Source organism: Altererythrobacter sp. H2 (genome assembly GCF_035319885.1).
In the GTDB taxonomy this organism is placed as follows: domain Bacteria; phylum Pseudomonadota; class Alphaproteobacteria; order Sphingomonadales; family Sphingomonadaceae; genus 34-65-8.
Genome location: NZ_CP141285.1, coordinates 1,180,552 through 1,203,804, shown reverse-complemented (window position 1 = coordinate 1,203,804; position 23,253 = coordinate 1,180,552). Strand labels below are relative to the sequence as shown.

General features: G+C 67.5%; 26 protein-coding genes and 1 tRNA gene. 12 read left to right on the top strand and 15 right to left on the bottom strand.

Annotated elements, in window-relative coordinates; genetic code table 11:
* Positions 1 to 11 precede the first annotated feature (11 nt).
* A complete protein-coding gene (locus tag U4960_RS06095) occupies positions 12 to 566 on the bottom strand; it encodes a TetR/AcrR family transcriptional regulator (protein WP_324262678.1) in 555 nt (184 codons plus the stop codon).
* A gap of 72 nt (positions 567 to 638) precedes the next feature.
* On the opposite strand from U4960_RS06095, the gene U4960_RS06090 reads away from it, so the two are divergent.
* Positions 639 to 1,031: a hypothetical protein gene (locus U4960_RS06090; RefSeq protein ID WP_324262677.1), complete on the top strand. Its 393-nt coding sequence runs from the start codon at positions 639 to 641 to the stop codon at positions 1,029 to 1,031.
* 7 nt (positions 1,032 to 1,038) lie between these two features.
* Here the strand turns inward: U4960_RS06090 and U4960_RS06085 are convergent, their stop codons facing one another.
* Positions 1,039 to 1,194 (bottom strand): DUF1660 family phage protein, encoded by a 156-nt coding sequence (locus U4960_RS06085; protein WP_324262676.1) that lies wholly within the window; start codon positions 1,192 to 1,194, stop codon positions 1,039 to 1,041.
* A gap of 190 nt (positions 1,195 to 1,384) precedes the next feature.
* On the opposite strand from U4960_RS06085, the gene U4960_RS06080 reads away from it, so the two are divergent.
* A complete protein-coding gene (locus U4960_RS06080; protein ID WP_324262675.1) occupies positions 1,385 to 2,659 on the top strand; it encodes a phospholipid carrier-dependent glycosyltransferase in 1,275 nt (424 codons plus the stop codon).
* A 45-nt stretch (positions 2,660 to 2,704) separates the two neighbouring features.
* On the opposite strand, the gene U4960_RS06075 is transcribed toward U4960_RS06080, so the two are convergent.
* The 6 genes from U4960_RS06075 to U4960_RS06050 all read right to left on the bottom strand — a co-directional run bounded on the left by U4960_RS06075 (position 2,705) and on the right by U4960_RS06050 (position 7,140).
* Entirely contained in the window at positions 2,705 to 3,796 is a 1,092-nt protein-coding gene (locus tag U4960_RS06075; RefSeq protein ID WP_324262674.1) for a glycosyltransferase family 2 protein, read from the bottom strand.
* A complete protein-coding gene (gene leuB / locus U4960_RS06070; protein WP_324262673.1) occupies positions 3,793 to 4,851 on the bottom strand; it encodes a 3-isopropylmalate dehydrogenase in 1,059 nt (352 codons plus the stop codon). The genes U4960_RS06075 and leuB overlap by 4 nt, the downstream gene beginning before the upstream one ends.
* Positions 4,848 to 5,450, bottom strand: a complete 603-nt coding sequence (recO, locus tag U4960_RS06065) for a DNA repair protein RecO (RefSeq protein WP_324262672.1) — start codon at positions 5,448 to 5,450, stop codon at positions 4,848 to 4,850. Before recO ends, leuB begins: the two co-directional genes overlap by 4 nt.
* 16 nt (positions 5,451 to 5,466) lie before the next feature.
* Positions 5,467 to 5,712, bottom strand: coding sequence for an accessory factor UbiK family protein (locus U4960_RS06060; protein WP_324262671.1), 246 nt, complete (start codon positions 5,710 to 5,712; stop codon positions 5,467 to 5,469).
* A 36-nt stretch (positions 5,713 to 5,748) separates the two neighbouring features.
* A complete protein-coding gene (locus U4960_RS06055) occupies positions 5,749 to 6,303 on the bottom strand; it encodes a TspO/MBR family protein (RefSeq protein WP_324262670.1) in 555 nt (184 codons plus the stop codon).
* Positions 6,304 to 6,402: 99 nt separating this feature from the next.
* The gene (locus tag U4960_RS06050; RefSeq protein ID WP_324262669.1) at positions 6,403 to 7,140 is read right to left on the bottom strand and encodes a TlyA family RNA methyltransferase; all 738 of its coding nucleotides are present in this window, start codon (positions 7,138 to 7,140) and stop codon (positions 6,403 to 6,405) included.
* A gap of 52 nt (positions 7,141 to 7,192) precedes the next feature.
* On the opposite strand from U4960_RS06050, the gene U4960_RS06045 reads away from it, so the two are divergent.
* The 4 genes from U4960_RS06045 (at position 7,193) to U4960_RS06030 (ending at position 11,024) form a co-directional block, all read left to right on the top strand.
* Positions 7,193 to 7,729, top strand: a complete 537-nt coding sequence (locus U4960_RS06045) for a hypothetical protein (RefSeq protein WP_324262668.1) — start codon at positions 7,193 to 7,195, stop codon at positions 7,727 to 7,729.
* Between the two features lie 606 nt (positions 7,730 to 8,335).
* A complete protein-coding gene (locus U4960_RS06040) occupies positions 8,336 to 9,412 on the top strand; it encodes a branched-chain amino acid aminotransferase (protein WP_324262667.1) in 1,077 nt (358 codons plus the stop codon).
* 5 nt (positions 9,413 to 9,417) lie between these two features.
* Positions 9,418 to 10,377, top strand: a complete 960-nt coding sequence (locus tag U4960_RS06035) for a rhodanese-related sulfurtransferase (protein ID WP_324262666.1) — start codon at positions 9,418 to 9,420, stop codon at positions 10,375 to 10,377.
* Positions 10,374 to 11,024 (top strand): glutathione S-transferase, encoded by a 651-nt coding sequence (locus U4960_RS06030; protein ID WP_324262665.1) that lies wholly within the window; start codon positions 10,374 to 10,376, stop codon positions 11,022 to 11,024. The genes U4960_RS06035 and U4960_RS06030 overlap by 4 nt, the downstream gene beginning before the upstream one ends.
* Before the next feature lie 308 nt (positions 11,025 to 11,332).
* Here the strand turns inward: U4960_RS06030 and U4960_RS06025 are convergent, their stop codons facing one another.
* A complete protein-coding gene (locus tag U4960_RS06025; protein WP_324262664.1) occupies positions 11,333 to 12,235 on the bottom strand; it encodes a LysR family transcriptional regulator in 903 nt (300 codons plus the stop codon).
* Between the two features lie 102 nt (positions 12,236 to 12,337).
* On the opposite strand from U4960_RS06025, the gene U4960_RS06020 reads away from it, so the two are divergent.
* The gene (locus U4960_RS06020) at positions 12,338 to 13,039 is read left to right on the top strand and encodes a pirin family protein (RefSeq protein WP_324262663.1); all 702 of its coding nucleotides are present in this window, start codon (positions 12,338 to 12,340) and stop codon (positions 13,037 to 13,039) included.
* Between the two features lie 56 nt (positions 13,040 to 13,095).
* Entirely contained in the window at positions 13,096 to 13,674 is a 579-nt protein-coding gene (locus U4960_RS06015) for a nitroreductase family protein (RefSeq protein ID WP_324262662.1), read from the top strand.
* A 21-nt stretch (positions 13,675 to 13,695) separates the two neighbouring features.
* Here U4960_RS06015 and U4960_RS06010 read toward each other — a convergent pair whose 3' ends face one another.
* The 4 genes from U4960_RS06010 to U4960_RS05995 form a co-directional block, all read right to left on the bottom strand.
* On the bottom strand, positions 13,696 to 14,418 hold the full coding sequence (locus U4960_RS06010) for a hypothetical protein (protein WP_324262661.1): 723 nt from the start codon (positions 14,416 to 14,418) through the stop codon (positions 13,696 to 13,698).
* Complete coding sequence (locus U4960_RS06005) at positions 14,415 to 15,026, bottom strand: hypothetical protein (protein WP_324262660.1); 612 nt, start codon at positions 15,024 to 15,026, stop codon at positions 14,415 to 14,417. The genes U4960_RS06010 and U4960_RS06005 overlap by 4 nt, the downstream gene beginning before the upstream one ends.
* Before the next feature lie 68 nt (positions 15,027 to 15,094).
* Positions 15,095 to 17,146 carry an NAD(+) synthase gene (locus U4960_RS06000; RefSeq protein ID WP_324263071.1) on the bottom strand — a complete coding sequence of 684 codons (2,052 nt, stop codon included), beginning with the start codon at positions 17,144 to 17,146 and terminating at the stop codon, positions 15,095 to 15,097.
* 274 nt (positions 17,147 to 17,420) lie between these two features.
* Entirely contained in the window at positions 17,421 to 18,422 is a 1,002-nt protein-coding gene (locus U4960_RS05995) for a DNA topoisomerase IB (RefSeq protein ID WP_324262659.1), read from the bottom strand.
* 107 nt (positions 18,423 to 18,529) lie between these two features.
* Here U4960_RS05995 and yghU point away from each other — a divergent pair, with 107 nt between their 5' ends.
* The 3 genes from yghU to U4960_RS05980 all read left to right on the top strand — a co-directional run bounded on the left by yghU (position 18,530) and on the right by U4960_RS05980 (position 20,918).
* Complete coding sequence (yghU, locus tag U4960_RS05990) at positions 18,530 to 19,378, top strand: glutathione-dependent disulfide-bond oxidoreductase (protein WP_324262658.1); 849 nt, start codon at positions 18,530 to 18,532, stop codon at positions 19,376 to 19,378.
* Positions 19,379 to 19,386: 8 nt separating this feature from the next.
* Positions 19,387 to 20,778 (top strand): MFS transporter, encoded by a 1,392-nt coding sequence (locus tag U4960_RS05985; RefSeq protein WP_324262657.1) that lies wholly within the window; start codon positions 19,387 to 19,389, stop codon positions 20,776 to 20,778.
* 65 nt (positions 20,779 to 20,843) lie between these two features.
* Positions 20,844 to 20,918 (top strand) — tRNA-Gln (locus U4960_RS05980).
* 35 nt (positions 20,919 to 20,953) lie between these two features.
* On the opposite strand, the gene U4960_RS05975 is transcribed toward U4960_RS05980, so the two are convergent.
* A complete protein-coding gene (locus tag U4960_RS05975) occupies positions 20,954 to 21,778 on the bottom strand; it encodes a DUF1499 domain-containing protein (RefSeq protein WP_324262656.1) in 825 nt (274 codons plus the stop codon).
* Positions 21,779 to 21,879: 101 nt separating this feature from the next.
* On the opposite strand from U4960_RS05975, the gene U4960_RS05970 reads away from it, so the two are divergent.
* Positions 21,880 to 22,572, top strand: a complete 693-nt coding sequence (locus U4960_RS05970) for a glutathione S-transferase family protein (RefSeq protein WP_324262655.1) — start codon at positions 21,880 to 21,882, stop codon at positions 22,570 to 22,572.
* Here the strand turns inward: U4960_RS05970 and U4960_RS05965 are convergent.
* Positions 22,569 to 23,246 carry a retropepsin-like aspartic protease family protein gene (locus U4960_RS05965; protein WP_324262654.1) on the bottom strand — a complete coding sequence of 226 codons (678 nt, stop codon included), beginning with the start codon at positions 23,244 to 23,246 and terminating at the stop codon, positions 22,569 to 22,571. The two genes, U4960_RS05970 and U4960_RS05965, sit on opposite strands and share 4 nt — an antisense overlap.
* Positions 23,247 to 23,253: the final 7 nt, after the last annotated feature.

The following is a 23,253-nucleotide window of genomic DNA, read 5'->3' as shown; positions in this document are numbered from 1 at the left end:
AGGGCAGCGCCTTAGGACGGGCGCGGTGCCCCTGCAAGCGAGGCGAGGCCTGCGCGCGGAATGTCCGCCCGCCCGACCGCGGCGAGCATCTGCGCACCTTCGATATAGGTCAGCACCATCCGCGCGCCGGACTGCGGGTCGGGATCGCTCTCGGGCAGGTGATCGATGATCCATTGCAGCAGCCCGTCCATGATCAGGCCCGCCGCCTCCAGATAGGCCGCATTGCCGCTCGCACAGCCGGAGACGATGTCCCACCATACGCGCATGAACGGCTGGAACGCACCTTCACCGGTTATCGCCAGAACCTGCGCAATGCAGTCCTGCCGCGAGGCGGCGCGGGCGGCGGGAAAGGCCTGGTCGAGCGCGGCCGCAAACTGTGCGGCCAGATGGGCCAGCAGGTCCGCCATCAACCGTTCCTTGCTGCCGAAATGGTACAGCAGCATCCGGTCGCTCGTGCCAGCTGCGCGGGCGAGCGGGCGCAGGCTGGCGTCGGCCAGCCCATGCGCCATGACATGCGCGGCGAGGCGCGGCAGCAGCGTTTCGCGGGACAAGCGGGGCGCGGTCATGCCCTCTTGTAGCAACTGCTACACATAGCTACAACTGTAGCAAGTGCTACACTCGACTCGGGGAGATGGATCATGGATATGGAAACCTGGCTGTTCGTGATCGGAGCGGCCGCCGCCGGCCCGGTGCTGGTGCGCATCCTGACCGCCCGCAGCGCGATCGGTTCGCCCGAACTGGCCGCTGTGCTGTTCGCCGCCTTTGCCGCCTTCAGCGCTTTTACCATCGCGCAGGAAGGGGTGATGGCCGTGGTGGTCAACCACACCATGAACTTCTGGGGAACGCAGGTATGGTACGACCTGCTGATCGCAGTCAGCCTCGCATTGTTCTTCATCGTACCGCGCTCGCGATCGGCCGGAATGAACCCTCTTCCATGGGTGCTGTTCGTTGCCGCTACGGCCAGCATCGGTCTGCTGGCAATGGTCGCACGGTTATGGTGGCTGGAGCGACGCGCGCAGGCAGCCGCCTGACGGCCGCCTAGGTGGCGTCGTCGAGCAGTTGCCAGGTCTGGTCGGCCTTTTCCATCTTGGCGTTGCATCGCCGGCACCGGCCGACGAACGTCTCGCCAAAACGGCGCACTCGTTTCCTGTTTACCCGGTGTCCGAACACCCGGCACATCAATTTGTCAGTCATGTGGCACTCTGCGGTTAAGCGACCCTGCTCGACCTGCGTGCACTGGATGTGTTGCGACGTGCCCCATCCCGGGAGCGCCGATAGCACCGTATTATTACGTAATAAATACCATATTATTACGTAATAAATGTAGAATCTCGGGCAGATCGCCGCTTGCCCGCTTTTTTTGCCCGACCTATCCAGAGGGCTGATGAGCCAGCCGAACGCCCCACCCCGCGATCCGGTGATCGCGTGCGCGCTGATCGCCCTGGCCTTCCTGGCGCTGGTGCTGGTGCGGATCGGGTTGCCACCTGCTCCCTATTTCGACGAAGTGCATTACGTGCCTGCCGCCCGCGCGCTGCTGGAGGGGGTCGGCTGGCTCAACCGCGAGCATCCCCCGCTGGGCAAGGAACTGATTGCGCTCGGCATCGCGCTGATCGGCGATTCCCCGACCGGCTGGCGGACCATGCCGGCGCTGGCGGGCAGCCTGACCCTGTTTGCCGCCATGCGCGCCCTGTGGTTCGCCAGCCAGGCCAGGTTTGCGACGCTCACCTACGGCACCCTGCTGGCCAGCGGCGGATTCCTTTACGTGCAGGCGCGGATCGCCATGCTCGACGTGTTCATGGCGCTGTTCCTCGCCCTTGCCCTGTGGCAACTGGCGGCCGCCATGCGCCAGCCGGAGACCGGGCGCTGGCGGATGGCGCTGGCCGGCGTGATGCTGGGGCTGTCGCTCGCTTCGAAGTGGAATGTCGCGCCGCTGCTCGCGCTGCCGGGCCTGGCATTCCTGGTCGCCCGATTGACCGCGGGGCGGCGGCGCCTGCTGTTGAGCGAGCGGGGAATCCCGGTCCCGGGCGTGTCGCTGGCAGAGGCTGCGGTATGGCTCGGGCTGATCCCGCTCTTGGTCTACTGGGCGACGTTCCTGCCCGTCGCGGCGATCGGGGGGCAATCGCTTGATCCGGCCTCGTTCCTGGCGCTGCACCGCGAGATCATCGCGCTCCAGCAGAGCGTGACCGAGGCCCATCCCTACCAGTCAAGCTGGCCGCAATGGGTGCTGAACATCCGCCCGATCTGGTATCTCTATGAACTGGTCGCGGGCGCACAGCGCGGCATCCTGCTGCTGGGCAACCCGCTGACGATGCTCGCCGGCCTTCCCGCACTGGCCTGGTGCCTGTGGACCGGCCTTGCCCGGCGGCGGTGGGACGCGCTGGGCGTGGCGATCTTCTATGCCGTTTCGCTCGGTATGTGGCTGGTCGCTCCCAAGCCGGTGCAGTTCTATTACCACTACTTCCTGCCCAACCTGTTCCTGCTGGCGGCGCTCGCGCTGCTGCTGGACGGGTTCTGGCAGCGGGGCACGCGCTGGCTGGCGCTGGGCCTGCCTGCCGCCAGCCTCGCGCTGTTCGCGTGGTTCTACCCGATCCTGTCAGGGGCGCCGCTAGCCGATGAATATGCTTTCGAGCAGTGGATGTGGCTCGACAGCTGGCGCTAGAGCGTTTTCCGAGTCGCCAGGTGATCCCACCTAGCTCGATACGCTCTAGTACCGCCCCCACACGAACCGGCTCGACAAGGCATAATTCCACACCGCGCCGACCACGATCCCCGCTGCGCCCGCCAGCAGCCAGTAAACCCCGCGCGCTTCCAGCAGACTGGCGACTGCGACGTTGGCCAGGGCACCGACAGCGCAGGTGGCGCAGAAGCCCGCCCACCCGGCCAGCATGGCCCGCACCCCGCTCAACTGCCGGTCACGATAGGTCAGCGCATTGTTGAGCAGGAAATTGCCGGTCATCGCCACGAAGGTCGCCAGCGCCTGCGCCTGCCAGAACAGGTTTGTCATGCCCGGGTAGAGCAGCGCCAGCACCGCCAGATGAACCCCGACGCCCAGCGCGCCGACCGTGCCGAACAGGGCGAACCGGGTGGGGATGATCCGCCCCAGCCAGCGATCATAAATCCCCGCGAGGAAATCGAGCAGGATCGCCGGTTCCAGCTTGCTGGTGCCGGAGCGCCGCGCGGCGAAGGCAAGCGGGAACTCGCGCACCCGCAGCGGCTCGGCCGCACTGGCAAGAATGTCGAGCAGGAGCTTGAAGCCGATCCCCGACAGCCGCGGGGCGAGCGCGCGGGCAAGGTCGCTCCGCAGCAGGAAATAGCCGCTCAGCGGGTCGCTCAGCCGCTCGCCCGTGGCCAGCCGGACCAGCGCATTGCCCAGCCCCGAAAGCCGCTCCCGCTCGGGCGCGTGCCAGCCTGCCGTGCTGGCACCCGGAGCAAAGCGCGAAGCCACCGCCACGTCTGCATGGCCGCCCTCCACCCCGGCCAGCATCGCGGGCAGCAGCACCGGATCGTGCTGATGGTCGGCGTCCATCACCGCCACGAACGGGGCAGCGGTGGCGCACATCCCCTCAATCGCGGCCGAGGCCAGCCCGCGCCGCCCGATCCGCTGGATCACCCGCACGCGCGGGTCGAGCCGCCCGATCCGGCGCGCTTCCTCGGCCGTGCCGTCGGCGCTGTCATCGTCGACCACGATCGCTTCCCAGGCGATGCCCGCCAGCGCGGCATCGATCCGGGCGATCAGGGGCGCGAGGTTCTCGCGCTCTTCAAGGGTAGGGAGGATGATGGCGAGCCGCAGGCTCACAGCCGCTCCAGCACCGCATCACCGATTGCGCAGGTCCCGGCGCTGCCGCCGAGGTCACCGCCGCGCACGCCGTCAGCCAGCGCGCGGGCCACCGCCGCTTCGATCCGCGCCGCCTCGGTCTCGCGCCCGAAGCTGTGGCGCAGCATCATTGCCGCGCTGAGGATGGCCGCCATCGGGTTGGCCTTCCCCTGCCCGGCAATGTCGGGCGCGCTGCCGTGGATCGGCTCGTACAGGCCGAACGTGCCATAATCGGTCTGCCGCTCGCCCAGGCTGGCGCTCGCGAGCAGGCCGATCGAGCCCACGCACATGCTGGCCTGGTCGGACAGGATGTCGCCGAACAGGTTACCGGTCAGCACCACGTCGAACGCGCCAGGGGCGCGGACCAGCTGCATTGCGGCATTATCGACATACATGTGGTCGAGCGCGATATCGGGATAGTCGGCGGCAACCTCGATCACCACGTCGCGCCACAGCTGGCTGGTTTCGAGCACATTGGCCTTGTCGACGCTGGTCAGGCGCTTGCCCCGGCCCTGCGCCGCGCGGAAGGCGAGATGGGCGATGCGGCGCACCTCGTCTTCGGCATAGGCCATCATGTCCCACCCCTGCCGCCGCCCGTCATCGAGCGTGCGGTGGCCCTTGTCGCCGAAATAGACATCGCCATTGAGTTCGCGCACGATCAGCAGGTCGATTTTGCGGGCAATTTCGGGCCGCAGGGCAGAGAGTTCCTCCAGCCCCGCAAAAGCCTTCGCCGGGCGCAGGTTGGCAAACAGCGTGAGATGCGTGCGCAGGCCAAGCACCGCCTGTTCCGGCCGCAGGGCGCGTTCGAGATGGTCGCAGGCCGGATCGCCGACCGCGCCGAACAGCACCGCGTCACTGGCGCGGGCAAGGTCTACCGTTGCTTCGGGCAGCGGGTGGCCGTGCGCGCGGTAAGCGGCGGCACCGACATCGCCCTCGGACAGCTCCAGCCCGGGCAGGCCCAGCGCCTCAAGCACCCGCACCGCTTCATGCGTGACCTCGGGGCCGATCCCGTCGCCTGCCAGAACTGCAATCTTCATGCCGTCATCCGCCCCAATCTGTCCCGCAGGATATCGCGGGCGGCCATAACATCGCGGTTCCGCTCGGCAAGCAGGTAGCGCTCGATCAGCGGGCCTTGCCGGGCAAGGATTTCGAGCAGCGCGGCAAGATCGGCTTCGGCAGGCGGCGCCCCCCCGCCGTAACCGAGTTCGCGCAGCAGCAGCGCCTCGAAGGCGATCAGCCCGCGGAGCCAGCCTCGCGCGCTGCCGGCATGGCAGATCGCACGAAGAAGCGCGTCCAGCGTGTTGTAAAGCCCGGCATAGACCGACCGTTCGGGCAGTGCGCTGGCGGTGAGCGCCGTGGCCCAGCCGATAGCGGCGGCGGGCAGCGGCTCGCCCAGCCACGGGGCGCGGCTCTCGACCAGCTCGAGCCGGGCAAACGGCAACTGGCTGTCGGATTTCGACCGGAGTTCGACCGCCACCAGGTTGCCCGGGATGACCACAGGCCGCAACACCCGCCCGCGTCCGCCCGCGACATAGGCCGCCACCAACCCGTGGTCTTCCGTCAGGAACCGCGCGATGACCGCAGTCTCGCCGTGTTGCCGGGCAGCAAGAAGGATGGCGGGGGCGGACAGGTTCATCCGCGCAGGCCCGCGGCTATTTCAGCTTTGCTTCCAGTGCAGCCAGGCGCTCGGCGAGTTTCTCGTTCTCCTCGCGGGCCTTGGCGGCCATTACCTTGACCGCGTCGAATTCCTCGCGGGAGACGAAATCCATCCCGCCCATGGTCTCGCGGATGCGCTCGCGGGCGCTTTCGCGGGCTTCGCGGGTCATGCCGGCAAAGGTGCCTGCCGCCCCGTTGAGCAGCTTGACGAAATCGGCGATCATCGGGTTCTGGCTTTGCATCGCGCCTATGTGGGCGGGGCGCGCCGATTCCTCAACTCAAAATTCGATCCGCTGCTGCGCCTGGGTCGGATTGGCCCCGTCGAATTCGGGATTGAGGCGGAGGAATTCATAATTGAGCAGGCTGGCGAAGCTGGTCCAGGCCAGCAGCGGCACCATCAGCCAGGCCGCCAGCTTGCGCACCCTGGCGAACAGCAGCACCGTCATCAGGGTGGCGGCGACAATCACCCCCAGCAGGACCAGCGCCCAGGTCATCTGGTGCAGGGCGAAGAACAGCGGGCTCCATCCCAGCAGGAGCACGAACAGCACTGCGAACGAGACCAGCGCCGCCGTGCGCCCGCGCGCGCCCCAGGCCGCGCCGACCAGCGCCACGGCAATGCCCATCAGCACATAGAGTATGCCCCAGACGATCCCGAACCACATCGGATCGGGAAAGATGTCGGGCTTTTGCAGCGCGTCGAACCAGGGGTTGCCCGCGCCGCTGCCACTGAGCCGGCCAGTAAAGGAACCGAGCAGCACGGATGCCGGCACGGTGAACAGCGACCAGCGAAGCACGCTGGCGCGGATCTGGGCTTGCGAGGCAAGGCCGCTCATTATCTCTCCCCGAAGGCAGGCTGCGCCGTGATTCGGCGCCCGCGCCTTGTGCCAAGCAGCGGGCGCCGGCGCAACCAGTCCGCTGATAACTGGCGGAATCTAGCCCCGTTTCGCCGAAATGAGGAACTCCACGTTTCCTTCCGGCCCGGTGATCGGGCTTTTGACAATCCCGTGCACCTGCCAGCCGCCCGCCTCGAACCAGGCGCGCACCTCGTCGCACACGCGGGCGTGGAGCGTGGGATCGCGCACCACCCCGCCCTTGCCCACTTCCTCGCGCCCCACCTCGAACTGCGGCTTGATCAGCGCCACCGCGCGGCACTGCGGGGCAGCCAGCTCGAACGGGCGCGCCAGTACTTTCATCAGGCTGATGAAGCTGGCGTCGCACACCACCCAGTCACAGGGCCGATCAATCTGTGCCCGCGTCAGCACCCGCGCACTGGTCTGCTCCAGCACGGTCACGCGCGGGTCCTGTCGCAGGCTCCAGGCGAGCTGGTTGGTACCGGAATCGACGGCAAACACGTGCGCCGCGCCTTTCTGCAGCAGCACGTCGGTGAACCCGCCGGTCGAACTGCCGATATCCATCGCCACCGCGCCCGCCGGATCGAGGGCGAAGTGGTCGAGCGCGTGGGCCAGCTTGATCCCGCCCCGGCTGACCCACGGGTGATCGCGCCCGCGCACTTCCAGCGGCAGGTCGACCGCGAGCTGTTGCCCCGGCTTGGCCAGTTTCTGTTCGCCGCTGAACACCAGCCCCGCCATCACCAGCGCCTGCGCGCGGGTGCGGCTTTCCACCAGCCCGCGTTCGACGAGCATCTGATCGAGGCGTTGTTTCTTGGCCATGGACCCGAATGGGGTTAGCGCGCATTACTGCCACATGAAACACGGAGTTTGCATGTCTACCGGCCGTATCCTCATATCCGCGCTATCCCTCGCTTCGCTCTGCGCGCTCGCGGCCTGCGGGCGCGTGGTGCCGCAGGCCGAACCTCCGCCGGTGGCCACCCCGTCGCCCCGGCCCAACCCGCCGCCGGTGCTGGCCCCGCCGCCCGCGGCAGCATGGGATCTGGAGCCTGCCACGCCGGGAACCTGGGTCCATCGCCTGACCGGGCAGGACAGCGTGGCCGATTTCGTGGGGCAGGACGGCCGCCGCCTGTTCCAGCTGACCTGCACCGCCGCAAGGGATGTCGAACTGCGCGCTCTCGGCAACGCACCGGGCGCGGGAACCATCACCATCCGGACCCGCACCCTTGAACGCGTCGTCTCTGCCGGTGCGCGGGAAGGCGCGGTCGCCACGCGGCTGAACGCGCGCGATCCGCTGCTGGCGGCGATGGCCTATACGCGCGGCCGGTTTGCTGTCGAAGTGCCGGGTCTGCCGGCGCTCTACCTGCCGTCCTGGCCGGAAGTGACCCGGGTGGTGGATGACTGCCAGTGAGGCTGGCGGCAAGGCGGGCGATTCTGACGCGGGAAAACTTTAATACAAGGCTTGTTTTGCGCGCCGATCTGACTCACATTCCGGCCTGAGGCCAGCGGCACACGCGGCTCTCGGCCCCCGGTGAAACGCGGGGTCTGGCTCACAAGCGCGAAAGGAGGTGATCCGATGTCTCATGGTTCAGTAGCGAGGTCGGTGAAGATCCCTACGGAGCATACTCGGTAACCCTCTGGCCGAGTAAGGCTTCGTGAGCGGCACTTCCGGCCGCTGACCATGTCAAGGGCAGTTCCAGCCCCCATCCATTGGGGCGCGGAGCTGCCCTTTTCATTTGGGCCTTTTGTGTTTCGCACCTGCCTCCGCAGGTGCGTCCTCGGCGCTGTTCCTTCGCTCCGCTACGGGCGCCTGCGGGCGGGCGGTCGCCCTTGCGGGCCTTCGGCCCGAATTTTCTCCACGGCACGGGGAGGTGGCAATCGCGAAGCGGCTGACGGAGGGGGCAGGCCCCAAGCGCCGCGCTTGCGAAGAATCCCCTCCGCCACCCTGCGGGCGGTACCCCTCTCCGCTTCGGGGAGGATACTTGCTCTTGCGCGCGTGCCGCACTAACCGCGCAGGATGCACTTCACGACCCAGCCCCACCCCGCCCCGATGCCTGCCGACCAGCGCGATGAAGCGCTGAAGGATCCCGGCTTCGGCACGCTGTTTTCGGACCACATGGTCACGATCGACTATGACGAGGCCAAGGGCGGCTGGCAGGACGGGGTGGTCGGCCCGCGCGCCCCGATCATGCTCGATCCGGCGGCCAGCGTGCTGCACTATGCCCAGGAAATCTTCGAAGGGATGAAGGCCTATCGCCAGCCCGATGGCGGCATGGCGCTGTTCCGGCCCGAGGCCAACGCGGCGCGCTTCAACGCCAGTGCCGCGCGGCTGGCGATGCCCGCCCTGCCCGAAGAAACCTTCATCGAGGCGATCCGTCAGCTGCTCAGCGTTGACCGGGACTGGTTTCCCACGGTCGAGGGCGGCGCGCTCTACCTGCGCCCGTTCATGATCGCGACCGAGGCCTTCCTCGGCGTCCGCCCGGCCAGGCAGTACAAGTTCATGGTCATTGCCAGCCCGGCGGGCAATTACTTCAAGTCGGGCGCCAAGGCGGTCAGCATCTGGATTTCGGACTATACCCGCGCCGCGCCCGGCGGCACCGGCGCGGCCAAGTGCGGCGGCAACTATGCCGCCAGCCTCGTCCCGACCGGGCAGGCCTTCGCCAAGGGGCATGACCAGGTGCTGTTCCTCGACGCGGTCGAGCGCAAGTGGGTCGAGGAACTGGGCGGCATGAACCTGTTCTTCGTGTTCGACGATGGCCGCGTGATCACCCCGCGGCTGACCGGCACGATCCTGCCCGGTATCACCCGTGACAGCCTGATCACCCTGCTGCGCGAGGAAGGGCTGGAGGTGTCGGAGGCGATGTACAGCATCGACCAATGGCGCGAGGATGCGGCCAGCGGGCGGCTGGTCGAGGTCATGGCCTGCGGCACCGCCGCTGTCGTCACCGCAGTGGGCAAGGTGGCCGGACCGGACGGCGCATTCACCATCGGCGCCGGCGGCATCGGCCAGACCACCGCCCGGCTGCGCGAAAAGCTGGTCGGCATCCAGACCGGCACGGTGGCGGACCCGCACGGCTGGATGATGAGGGTCTGACCGATATGGCGGGCGCAAGCCCCATCACTGTCGCCGCGCTCTACCAGTTCACGCGGTTCGAAGACCCGGAGGCCCTGCGCGGTCCGCTGCTGGCACTGTGCGAGCAAGTCGGCATCAAAGGTACGCTGCTGCTCGCGCGCGAGGGGATCAACGGCACCATTGCGGGCGGCGAGAACGCGATTGCGCAAGTGCTTGGGGCTATCCGCGCCCTGCCCGGCTGCGCCGCGCTCGAGGTCAAGTACGCCCATGCCCCGGCCCTGCCCTTCCACCGCATGAAAGTGCGCGTGAAGCGCGAGATCGTGACCATGGGCCAGCCCGATATCGACCCCACGCTCAGCGTCGGGCGCTATGTCGCCGCCGAAGACTGGAACGCACTGATTGCGGACCCGGACACGGTGGTGATCGACACCCGCAACGATTACGAAGTCAGGATCGGCACGTTCGCCGGGGCGGTCGATCCGCAGACCGCCACCTTCCGCGATTTTCCCGAATGGTTCCGCGCCCACCGCGACGCGCTGCTCAGCGGCAAGAAAAAGGTCGCGATGTTCTGCACCGGCGGCATCCGGTGCGAGAAATCGACCAGCTTCCTGCGCGCCGAGGGGATCGACGAGGTCTATCACCTGAAGGGCGGGATTCTCAAATACCTCGAGCAAGTGCCTGAAACCGAAAGCCTGTGGCAGGGCGAATGCTTCGTGTTCGATGAGCGCGTCGCGGTGGGGCACGGGCTGGAAATTGGCACTCACACCCAGTGCCGCGCCTGCCGCTATCCGCTGGGCGAGGCCGAGCGGGCCGATCCCGCCTATGTCGAGGGAGTGAGCTGCCCCAACTGCATCGACGCCCGCGACGAGGCTGACCGCGCCCGCTATGCCGAGCGGCAGCGGCAGGAAGCGCTCGCCCGGCAGCGCGGCACGGCCCACATCGGTGCAACGCGGCCCAACACCGGCCGCCCGCCATCGGGCGGATGAGCGCGCTCCCCATCCTCTACAGCTTCCGCCGCTGCCCCTATGCCATGCGCGCGCGGATGGCGCTGTGGATCAGCGGCACGGCTTGCGAACTGCGCGAGATCAAGCTCTCGGCCAAACCGCCGGAACTGCTCGCCGCCTCGCCCAAGGGCACGGTCCCGGTGCTGGTGCTGCCCGATCATGCCGTGATTGACGAGAGCCTCGCCATCATGCGCTGGGCACTTGCCCGGCACGATCCCGAAGGCTGGCTGGTGGGTGATGACCACGCCTTGATCAACCTGATCGACGGCCCCTTCAAGCATCATCTTGACCGCTACAAATATCCCGACCGCTACGAGAATGAACCGGGCAACGCGCGGGCCGATCATCGCGGCGAATGCCTGGCCATTCTGAGCGACCTGAATTTCCGCCTGACCGACCGCGCCAGTTTGCTGGGCGAAAGGCGGACATTGGCCGACATCGCCCTGTTTCCCTTCATTCGCCAGTTCGCCAACCACGACCGCATCTGGTTCGACGCCCAGCCGATCCCCCGCCTGCAGGAGTGGCTGGAACGCCACCTCGCCTCGGACCTGTTCGCGGCCGTCATGGACAAGTTCGCGCCTTGGGCTGCGGGCGACCCGCCGGTCAGGTTCGGGCCTTCGCTGCCCTAGCCCTGAGGGTCGGGAGGGGAATCGGAAGCGCAGCTACCGCTTGAAAGGCCGCAGCCCCCTCTCAGCTGCGACCAGCGAGCAAGCTCGCAAGTCTCCGTATCTCTCCCGCAAGGGGAGAGAGAAGTTTGCACTCTCTCCCCGTCGCCCCTGCGCAGGCAGGGGCCTATATCGGCCCCGGTTCTGCACGGGGCTTGCCACACGCAGTGAGGGGCAGTGACAGGGCAGGTTCCGCCCAGCCATGGAGCCTGGATAGGCCCCTGCCTGCGCAGGGGTGACGGGCCTTGGAGCTAGCAAGAGCGCGCCCACCCTCACTCCGGGCACTGCGTTAGCCGGTCGCGAAAGGCATCGATCAGCCAACTGGTCGCGGGGCCGAGGCGGCTGTCACGGCGCCACAGGGCATTGAGCGGATAGATCGCACCCGGCTTTTCCGGCAGGTCGAGTGCGATCAGTGCGCCGCTGGCCAGATCATCGCGCACCATGTGGCGCGGCATGTTGCCCCAGCCGATCCCCTGCCGCAGCAATTCGTGCTTGGCGCCAAGGTCGGCCAGCCGCCAGGTCTGCGGGCTGAGGACGGAAAATTCGCGCCCCTCGGACAAGGCGGAGCGGTCAGTCAGGACAAGTTGCAGGTGGCGGCGGCTTTCTCCCGGCTGCACTTGCGGCCCCGCCAGCGGGTGACCGGGCGCGGCGACCGGGATCAGTTCGACCGCGCCGATCGTCTGCCGCTCCAGGTCGGGCAATTCGATCACCACCGGGCCGCCGATGGCGAGGTCCGCCTCCCCGGCGAGCAGGCAGGCGGCGACCGCGCCCAGCGCCTCGACCTGCAGGCGCAGGGCGGTGGTCGGGAACATCACCCGGAAATCGCGCAGCACCCGCGCCGTCGCTTCGCCCGGCACCATGACGTCGACCACCAGCGACAGCGAACTTTCAAGGCCGGCATGGAGGCTGCGGGCCTTCGCCATCAGCGTGTCGGCCGCGTCTGCCACCGCCCGCGCTTCGGCCAGCAGGCCCAGTCCCGCCTCGGTCAGCACCGGGCGGCGCGAACCTTCGCGCGCGAACAGGCTGACCCCGAGCAAAGCCTCCATCTGGGCAATGCCATAGCTGACCGCCGAGACCGCCCGCCCCATGCCGCGTGCCGCGCCGCCGAAGCTGCCATGATCGACCACGGCGAGGAACAGGCGGAGCTGGTCGAGTGTGGGCTCGCCGAGTTTCATTGTTCGGATTTCCTGAACATCATGGCCGGTTTTGTTTCACTTATCAGTTGAAACGGCAAGGCCTATCTCGCCCTCGTACTCGAAACCCGAAGGAGACCACCGATGATCGAACTCCGCCCCTTTGCCACCCTTGGCGCCGCCAACCACGGCTGGCTCGACGCGCGTCACCACTTCTCGTTCGCTGGCTACCATGATCCCGCCCGGGTTCACTGGGGCGCCCTGCGCGTGTGGAACGACGACCTGATCGCACCCAGGAGCGGCTTTCCCACCCATCCGCACAGCGACATGGAGATCGTCACCTATGTCCGCACCGGCGCTATCACCCACCGCGACAGCATGGGCAACGAAGGCCGCACCGAGGCCGGCGACGTGCAGGTGATGAGCGCCGGCAACGGCGTGCAGCACTCCGAATTCAACCTTGAGGACGAGGCGACCACGCTGTTCCAGATCTGGATCATTCCCGATCAGCGCGGCGGCAGCCCGAGCTGGGGCGCAGCCAGGTTCCCCAAGTCGGACCGCTCCGGCGCGTTCGTTCCGCTCGCCAGCGGGGCCGCCAATGACGGTGAGGCTCTGCCGATCCGGGCCGATGCCCGTGTGCTCGCCGCAACCCTGAAGGCAGGCGAGAGCACCACTTATGTCCCGCGCGAGCCCGGCCGCCATCTCTACCTCGTCCCGGCCACCGGCAAGGTGCGGGTGGAAGACGTGGAGGCAAATGCCCGCGACGGGGTGGCGATCACCGCCCTGCCTGCCGTGACCATCACCGCGCTCGAGGACAGCGAACTCGTCCTCGTCGACGCGGCTTGAAACCTCGCGCGCCCCGCAAGGGGGAGGCGAATAACCTTCGAAAAGGAAATCCGACCATGACCACCCGCACCACCAATCCCGCCATCCTGCCGCTGATCCGCGAGCGCTGGAGCCCGCGCAGTTTCGATGCCGGCGCGATGCCGCAGGCCGATCTTGAAGTCCTGCTGGAGGCGGCGGGCCTCGCCCCGTCGGCCTACAACATCCAGCCGTGGACCTTCCTCTATGCCCACCGCGATGATGCCCACTGGGAGCGGTTCCTGGCGCTGCTGGTCGAGTTCAATCAGGGCTGGGCGAAGGAGGCTTCGGTGCTGCTGTTCGCGGTCTCCAAGACCACCATGGGCGAAGGCGATCAGGTCTCGCCCAGCCACAGCCACAGCTTCGATGCCGGGGCGGCCTGGCAGAACCTGGCGCTGCAGGCCGCCCACATGGGCTATGCCGCGCACGGGATGACCGGGGTCGACTTCGCCCGCGCCGCGGCAGAGCTTGGCGTGCCGGATGACCACCGCGTCGAAGCCGCCATCGCCCTGGGCCGCCCCGCCCCGGCCGACCGCCTGCCCGAATTCCTGCGCGACAAGGAAGTCGTCTCCGGCCGCAAGCCGGTGGCCGAGATCATGCGCGCGGGGCCTTTCGCCTGATCTGCCAGAGCGCGCCGTGGCTCAGTCCGCGGCGCGCTCCATCGGCATGACATTGTATTTGCGCACTTCGTCCTGGTTCAGACAGTAACGCTGGCCCGAACCGCCCTGCCCGCCGGTCGCCAGCTGGCGATACATGACTTCGGTCAGCAGCTTGCGGCTGACCCCCATGCGGATCAGGAAATCGTTGTCCTCGCTCGCAAGCAGGGCCGACAGCTGCTCGATCTCGCCGATCAGCTCCACCGTGTCCGCGGTGCCCTTCTCAACCGATCCGGCGATCACGTCGCGCTGGCCGGTGTGGGTGAACATATGGACCATGAACACCCCGCCCGGCTCGACGTGGCGCCGGTCCCCGCCCATGAACACGAAATTGCACGAGGAAAAGCAGGCCCAGCCCGCCGGTATGCGGGTGAGCATCCCCGGGTAGGATCGGATCACCTTGCCGGTTTCGTTGCCCGCTTCCGCATCGCCCCCGCGCGAGCGCAGCCAGACTTCCTCGATCAGTTCGTCCTTTTCCAGCGCGGCGCGCATCCGGTCAGGCAGGAACGGGTCGATCACGCCCTCGGCCAGCAGCACGCGCTTGCCGCCGCGGGTGGCTGGGGTCAGCGTCATCGCCTTGTCGTGGCCCCAGTCCGGCTCGTTCGGGCAGGTCGGATTGTCGGGGTCTGCCGCCGAGTTTGGCGCCGGGGCTGCACCCAGCGCGAGCAACGCCGCGCAGGCGAGAGCAACCTTGCCCCCGCGCATCATGCCACCAGCGAATAGCGCCGCGAACCGGGCGGGCGGCACATCCGCTTGTCGGCGGTGGTTTCCTCGCCCTTGATGATCACGACGTCAGTCACCGTGATGCAGTCGAGCCCGCCGGCTAGCTCCGGGTCGCGCGCCGTGACAGTGGACGTGCCGGACACCCCCTCGCGCGTGTCCGACGACCAGGTCGCACTGGAACCGACCGGCGGCGGCGGGGCAGGCTTGTCGTCCAGATCCTCGCCTTCAAGGCTGCGGGTGGCCCGCAAGGTCGCCTCGGCAGCCTGCTTCTGCTCCTCGGGATCGAGGCGGCAGGCAATCGAGGTGGTCAGCTGATCGGTTGCCTCGGAGATCGGCACCCAGCTCGAAATGCCGGTCGTGCTCGCCGCGTTGCGTGCGGTCCGGCCCAGCACCCCACCGAGGATGCGCGATCCGGCAGACGATTTCTTCTGGTTGCCGCAGGCATCGGTGGCCTGCGCATCGTTCATCACGTTGCGGGCATCGCGCGGGATCAGCCCGCCGAACTGCGCCGAAGCGGATGCCAGGGGCACGGTGAGACTGACAAGGGTCAGCCCGGCGACGGCAAGCCATGCGGCCAGGGTGCGGAAATGCATCGCGATCGGTCCTCCCCCGAAAACGGGAGGCAACCTTACCAGCCCTGCGGCACTTGTGCCAGCCCGCGTCAGGGCAGGCTGTCGCGCAATTCGGCCAGCCAGACGTCCGCCACCGCATCGCTTGGCGCCCGCCAGTCACCCCGCGGGCTCAATGCGCCCCCTGCGCTGACCTTCGGCCCATTGGGCACCGCGCTGCGCTTGAACTGGCTGAACTGGAAGAACCGCCAGAGGAATTTCTCCAGCCAGTGGCGGATCGTGGCCAGGTCATAAGCCCCCTTGCGCTCTTCCGGGAAGCCTTCCGGCCACAGCCCTTCGGCGGCGTCACGCCAGGCGTGCCAGGCGAGGAAAGCCACATGGCTGGGCTTGTGCCCCCAGCGCACGGTATGGTGAAGGAAGAAGTCGTTGAGCGCATAGGGCCCGATCGTGCCCTCGGTGCTCTGGATTGCCCCGTCGGCCCCGGCAGGCACCAGCTCCGGCGAAATCTCGGTGTCGAGCACGTCGAGCAGAACCTGCGAGGTCGCCTCGTCAAACTTGCCGACGCCTGCCGCCCAGCGGATCAGGTACTGGATCAGGGTCTTGGGCACCCCGGCGTTGACGTTGTAGTGGCTCATGTGGTCACCCACGCCATAGGTTGCCCAGCCCAGCGCCAGTTCGGAAAGGTCGCCGGTGCCGACCACCCAGCCCTGGTGCTGACCGGACAGGCGGAACAGGTAATCGGTGCGCAGGCCCGCCTGCACGTTCTCGAAGGTCACGTCATAGACCGGCTCGCCATCGGCAAAGGCATGGCCGATGTTTTCGAGCATCAGGCGGGCCGTCGGCCTGATGTCGATTTCTCCGGCGGTGATGCCGATCGCCTCCATCAGCCGCCAGGCATTGGACTTAGTCCCTTCGGAGGTGGCAAAGCCGGGCATGGTGTAGCCGCGAATGGTGCTACGCGGCAGGCCGAGCGCATCGCAGGCCTTGGCCGCGACGATCAGCGCGTGGGTCGAATCGAGCCCGCCCGAAATGCCGATCACCAGCGACTTCGGCTGGGTCGCCTCGATCCGCCGGATCAGGCCCGAGACCTGGATGTTGAACGCCTCGTAGCAATCCTCGTCCAGCTTGTCCTGCCGGTTGGGGACGAAGGGGAAGCGGCGGACCGGGCGGATCAGCCCCTTGTCGCCCGGCGCGGGGCGGTGGTCGAAGGCGATCCGGCGATAGCGGTTCTCCGGATGCCCGTCCGCTTCCGCGCCGTCATTGAAGGTGCCCATGCGCTGCCGGTCATTGAGGATGCGTTGGCAGTCGATATCGACCACGCACAGTTCCGGCACCAGGTCAAACCGGGCGCTTTCGGCCATGAGGTCGCCCAGTTCGTAGATCATGCCCTGCCCGTCCCACGCGAGGTCGGTGGTGCTCTCGCCATGCCCGCTGGCGGAATAGACATAGGCACAGGCCGCGCGCGAGGACTGCGACCGGCACAGCAGGTGCCGCTCGTCCGCCTTGCCGATGGTGATGTTGGAAGCGGAGAGGTTGAGCAAAACGGTTGCCCCGGCCAGCGCGGCGCGGGTGCTGGGGGGCACCGGGGCCCAGAAATCCTCACAGATCTCGATCCCGAACACGAAGCCGGGGATCACCGGGTGAGCGAACAGCAGGTCGGTGCCGAACGGCACTTCGCGCCCGGCCAGCGCAATGGTCTGGCCGATCGCATGCCGACCGTGGGCGAACCAGCGCTTCTCGTAATATTCGCGGTAATTGGGCAGGAAGCTCTTGGGCACCACGCCGAGCACGTCGCCCCGGCACAGCGCCAGGGCGCAGTTGTAGACCCGCCCGTTCCGGCGCAGCGGCGCGCCGATCACCAGCACGGTGGCAAGGTCGCGGGTGGCGGCGCAGATGGCGGCGATCTGCGCCTCCACTGCCTCGAGCAAGGCGCCCTGCAGGTGCAGGTCATCGATGGCATAGGCCGACAGCGACAGCTCCGGGTACAGCACCAGGTCAACCTGCCGCGCTGCTGCTTCGCGCGCCTGCGCCAGGATGCCTTGGGCATTGTAGGCGACATCGGCCGGGCGCAGCAGCGGGGTGGCTGTCGCCACACGGACCAGCCCGTGGGTATGAATGTCGTAGAAGCGGTGCGTCGCGCCCATCGGCCTCTTGTCCTTCGTGTTCACTTGCCCGAGTGCCGGCTCAAGCCAGTCGGCCGGCTGGCACACGCCGAGTTCAGCCAGCCGCTTCTGCACGCCCGGCCGCGCGATCTTGCCCTTGGCTTCCCAGCCATAGACGGTGCGGCTGGGCCATGGTTCCGGCGCACCATAGCGGGCGCCGAACTCCTCCGCCGAAAGCGGCGGGCGGTGCGCTTCGCGCCAGATGCGGATTTTCTCGCCTGCCCGGTGCATGGTCGCTTCGTATCCCCAAAGGATACTAGGCTGCAAGCAAATCCTGCGCGGTCGGGTGTTCGGCCAGCAGGGCCAGCAACGCGCGTTCCTCCCGCGACAGCCAGCGCGTGGCGCGGGGCAGCGCCAGCGGCTCCGCTTCAGGATTGCGGCCAACCCGGTCGATCACTGCCGGGTGGATATAGCTGCGCCGCGCCACCGCCGGGGTATTTCCGAGCCGCTCCGACACGCTGGCCAGCACCTCCTTCAGCGAGAGGGGCTCGCCCCGCGCGTCCAGCAGGCACGACAACGCGATCACACTGCCGTGCCAGGTGCGAAAGTTCTTGGCGGTGAAGCCCTGCCCCATGGTTTCGCGCAGGTAGGTGTTGACGTCATGCGAGCCGACCGCCTGCACATCGCCCGCGTCATCGACATACTGGAACAGGTTCTGCCCCGGCAGGTCCTCCATCCGCCGCACCACCCTTACCAGCGCGGCATCGGTCAGCCGCACTTCGCGCACCTGCCCGCTCTTGCCCTTGTAGCGTAGCCGCAAGGTCCGGCCGGTCACGTCCGCGTGCCGCTTGCGCAGGGTGGTTGCGCCGAAACTGCGATTGTCCCGGGCGTAGCATTCGTTCCCGATCCGGATCGCGCCGAGGTCGAGCAGGCGGATGACGCTGGCGACCGCCCGTTCGCAGGTCAGGCTCCGGGCGGAAAGATCCTCCTCCACCCGCTTGCGGACCAGCGGCAGCAGCGCGCCGAACCGGGCACAGCCGTCAAACTTCTCGCCTTCGCGGGCGGCGCGGAATTCCGGGTGGTACCGGTACTGCTTGCGCCCGCGCGCGTCATACCCCGTGGCCAGGATGTGGCCATTGGGCGCAGGGCAGAACCAGGCGTCGATATAGGCGGGCGGCAGCGCGACAGCATTAAGCCGCCGCTTTTCCGCAGGATCGGTAACCAGCGCGCCGTCAGCCGCGTAATAGGCCCAGCCACGTCCGGCGCGCTTGCGTGTGATGCCGGGAAGGCTATCGTCGACATAGATCGGCTTTGCCATCAGACAGGGAAATGCGCGAACCGCGATCCGGCTCCTGACTTGCCAGCCGGCCCGCCAGCCATCACCCTGCATTCACGCAAAGCCGCAACTGCAGGAGCATCACGCGCATGGCCGACGCCGTCTATACCCCGCCGAAAATCTGGGCCAACGACACCGAGAACGGCGGGCGCTTTGCCAGCATCAACCGCCCCACCGCCGGTGCCCGCGAAGAGCGCGACCTGCCGGTGGGCGAGCACCCGCTGCAGCTCTATTCGCTGGCCACGCCCAACGGGGTCAAGGTCACGATCATGCTGGAGGAGCTGATCGAGGCCGGGCACGATGCGGAGTACGATGCATGGACGGTCAACATCAGCCAGGGTGATCAATTCACCAGCGGCTTTGTCGGCGTGAACCCCAACAGCAAGATCCCCGCCCTGCTCGACCGGAGCGGGCCGGAACCGGTCCGCCTGTTCGAATCGGGCGCGATCCTGATCCACCTGGCCGAGAAATTCGATGCCTTCTATCCCACAGGTCAGACCCGCGCCGAAGTGCTCAGCTGGCTGTTCTGGCAGGTCGGCAGCGCGCCCTTTATCGGCGGCGGATTCGGCCATTTCTACGCCTATGCGCCGGAGAAGTACGAATACCCGATCAACCGCTATGCGATGGAAACCAAGCGCCTGTTCGACGTGGCCGACCAGCGGCTGGCGCAGAGCCGGTTCCTGGGCGGCGACGACTATACCGTGGCCGACATGGCGACCTTCCCCTGGCTCGCCCCGTTCGTGGAAGGCAACATCTACAACGACGCGACCACCTTCCTTTCGATCCATGAATATGAAAACGTTGCCCGCTGGGTGGCCGAGATCAACGCCCGGCCCGCCGTGCGGCGCGGGCGGATCGTGAACAAGGTGTGGGGCGAGGAGAACCAGCAGCTGGCCGAGCGCCATTCGGCCGCCGACTTTGCAGGCAAGGACATCTGACCACCCCCATGCCGCGCGCTGCGCCACCCGCTTCACCGGACAAGAGCCGCGTCGGTGTGGCCGAGAAACTGGGCTATGGCGTGGGAGACCTGGCCAACGGGCTCTATCTCAATTTCTTCGGTTTCTTCCTGCTCTACTTCTTCGTCGACCTGGGCGGCCTGGCCCCGGCGGCAGTGGGGCTGATGCTGCTGCTGACCAAGCTGGTCGACGCGGTGACCGATCCGATGATGGGCGCGCTCGCTGACCGGACGCGGACCCGCTGGGGCCGGTATCGCCCTTACCTGCTGTGGGGCGCGCTGCCGCTGGGGATCACCGGCACCGCCGTGTTCGCTGCGCCAGCCAGCCTGAGCACCGGTGAGACGCTGGTCTGGGCCTATGCCACCTACACCCTCGCCATGCTCGCCTACACCATGGTCAACGTGCCTTATGGCGGGCTGCTCGGGGTGATTTCTCCCAAAGCGAGCGAGCGGGCCAGCGTGGCGGCCTACCGGATGGTGTTCTCCTCGCTGGCGGGGATCGCCATCGGCGTGCTCGGCACCACCCTGGTGCGCGAGCTGGGCGGCGGGGACGAGGCGCGCGGAATCTTCCTGACCATGGCCTGCATCGCGGCGGTCGGAACGGCCTGCATCCTGGTGACTTTCGCCACCACGCGAGAACGGATACCCCATCCCGCAGTCAACGGATCGGTGCTGGGAGACATGTCCGCGCTGGTCCGCACCGGGCCATGGCTGGCAGTGGCGGCCGCGGCCATTCTCGGCGTGCTGGCAATCGCCTCGCGCGCGGGCAGCGCGCTGTTCTGGTTCAAGTATGTTGCGGGTGACGATGGCGCGCCGGTGCTGCTGTTCCTAGACCGGGTGGCGCTGTTCTACACCGCGCTGGCACTGGGGCAGGTGACCGGGGTGATTGCTGGCAACCTGCTCCAGCGCCGGTTCGAGAAGCGCGACCTGGTGATCGCTGCCGGTGCGCTCAAGGTGATCGGCATTGTCGTCTTCTACCTCGTTCCGCTCGATGCGGTGTGGTGGCAGACTCTGGCGCAGCTGGTGGTGGGCATCGGCTTCGGGGTGCTGATGGTGCTGGCCTTTGCCATGTTCACCGACATTGCCGAATACGTGGACTGGAAAACCGGCCTGCAGATGACCGGGCTGGTCGTCTCCGCCTCGATCTTCGCGGTCAAGGCGGGGGTGGCGTTCGGCTCGGCGGTGCCGGGCTTCCTGTTCAGCGCCACCGGTTTTGTGGCGGGCGTATCGCAGAGCCCCGAGGCGCTGCTGGGGATCGAGTTCGCCTTCGCACTGGTGCCGGTCATGGCGCTGCTTCCGGCGGCGATCGCCATGCTGTTCTACCGGCTCGACCGGGCGACGGTGGCACAGCTCGAAACAGAACTTGCCGCGCGGCGCGGCTGAGCGAAAGCCCCCTTCACATCACCGATTGAGCCGCTATAGGGGCGCGCTCGCACGCACGTGCCTGCTGGGGTGTAGCCAAGCGGTAAGGCAGCGGTTTTTGGTACCGCCATGCGCAGGTTCGAATCCTGCCACCCCAGCCAGTTTTTCCGAAGCCGGTTTTGCGGAAAACGTCGGTTCAGCCAGCCTCGGCCTCTCCTTCGGCAAGGCGTTCCTTCACACCCTGCAACAGGTCGGCGATGCGCTGGGCGTTGACGCCGAGATCGCTGGTCCCGACCCGCGAGGTGGAGCGCACGTCGATCACGCTGCCGCCCTGCTCGCCCGCCCGCACGCGGACCACGACATCGTCGAGGAAACTGTACCAGAACACCTCGGCCGTGCCTTCGACCTGGCCGGCTGCCTCGTCCACCGTCACATCATCAAACCCGCGCGCGGTCATCGCCGCTTCCACTGCCTGCAGCGCCGCCGCCGGTTCCGCCGCCACCGCCAGCGGGGCGAGGTCGGGATAGCCTTCGGCAATCAGCTGGGCGCCGGTCTTGTCCGCGACTTCGGCATTGCCCTTCCACTTGTCGAACTGGCCGAGCGGGGCGTCGAACGGGTTCAGTGCATTGGCACCTTCGGCCTCGCGCTCCTCCACCAGGGCAGCGGAGAACATCGGCGCGTCGGCCGGATTGGTGGTCACGTCATAGATGAACGGCACGCTGCCCGCCGTACTGCGCAGCTGGCCGAGCCCGGCGAACACCGCAGCCGGGATGGCCAGCGCAACCAGCGCGGCGACCCAGCCGGTGCGCGGCGCACGAAACAGGGTGGCGACCAGCGCCGCTGCACCGAGCAGGGCGGTCAGCCCCAACATGGGCAAGGCCGGGGTCATGGTCAGCGTGGCAAAGCCGGTGATCGGGCTCCACAGGCCGAGCTTGGCACCGAACATGGCGATAGCAAACCACAGGATCATCGCGATGGACAGGGCCAGGGCGATACGGGCGAAGCGGGCGCGTTTGGTCATGGCCCGCGTGATGCCTCTTTCCCGCCGTCTCCGCAAGCAGCCAGACTTGCCAAGCGCACCCGCCCGGCACATTGCGGGCGCAAGCAATCCAGGGAGAGACCATGAACGACATCGTGCTTTACGGCAGCCCGCTTTCGCCCTTCGTGCGTAAGGCAGCCGCTTTGCTGGAGGAAAAGGGCGTCGGCTATGACATCGAGGCGGTCGACGTGTTCAACCCGCCCGAGTGGTTCGTGGCGATCAGCCCGCTGAAGCGCATTCCCGTGCTACGCGACCGCTCCATCGCGGCCGAGGGTGTGGACGGCACGATCCCCGATTCCTCGGCCCTGTGCGCCTATATCGAGCGCAAGCATCCGGAGCCCGCCTGCTTCGGTGACAGCCCCTTTGCCCATGGCCGCGCGCTGTGGATCGAGGAATTTGCCGATACCACGCTGGCCGCTGCGGGCGGCCTGGGCATCTTCCGTCCGCTGGCCTTCCCGGCGATGCAGGGCAAACCGCCCGAGGTGGACAAGGCGCACAAGACCTGGGCCGAAGACCTGCCGCGCCACTATGATTACCTGGAGGCCGAGCTGGCCGGGCGGGACTGGCTGGCAGGGGCAAGCTTTTCCATCGCAGACATTGCGGTGGCCGTGCAGCTGATGCAGATCACCCTGGTAGCCGAGGTCGACTTCGCAGCGCGCTGGCCGGGCCTTGCGGCCCATCTGGAACGGTGCCTGGCGCGCGGCACCTTCGATGCCGTCTATGCGAAAGCGGAAAAGTTCGTGCGGCGGGCGCTGCCGGAACGGGTGGCGCTCTAGCCGCCTGTCCAGTCCTGCTCCGGCTGCGGGTTGTTGGGCACCAGGATCAGCGTCTGCCCTTCCACCCGCCAGCTGGCGAGGCGGGAGAGGAGGTTCATCCCGATCACGTTGGTTTCGCCCAGGTTGGGCACGATCACCGTATCCAGCCCGCGCGCCACGACATTGCCGAAGCGCAGCTCCTCGACTGTCCCGATATCGGCCGAGATCGTGCCATTGGCGGTCTTGAGGGTGATCGGGATGCCGCCAGTGCGAGGCTCCAGCCCGATCCGCTCGGCAGTTCCGGTCGAGACCGCAGTCAGGGTCGCCCCGGTGTCGACCATGAAGGTGACCGGCTCATTGCCCACCTGCGCAGTGATCCAGAAATGCCCGTCACGGCCCATCGGCACGCGGGTTTCGCCGCCCTCGACCACCTGTTCCGGCAGGCCGAGTTCGGGCACGGCCATACCGTAACGCGGATCGAACCGCGATACCTGCACCATCACCATCACGAAGATCGCCACCAGCGCGAGCGAGCCACCGCCCCGCACCAGCCGGCCAAGCGGCACTTCACGGGTGACCATGGCGGAGCCGACCCAGCTCAGCATGATCGCCGCCACCGTGGCCAGCAGCAGGCCCGAATTGGGCACCTGCCCGATCACGCCTAGGAGTGATTGCCAGATTGTCGCCAGATCCATGCCGCCA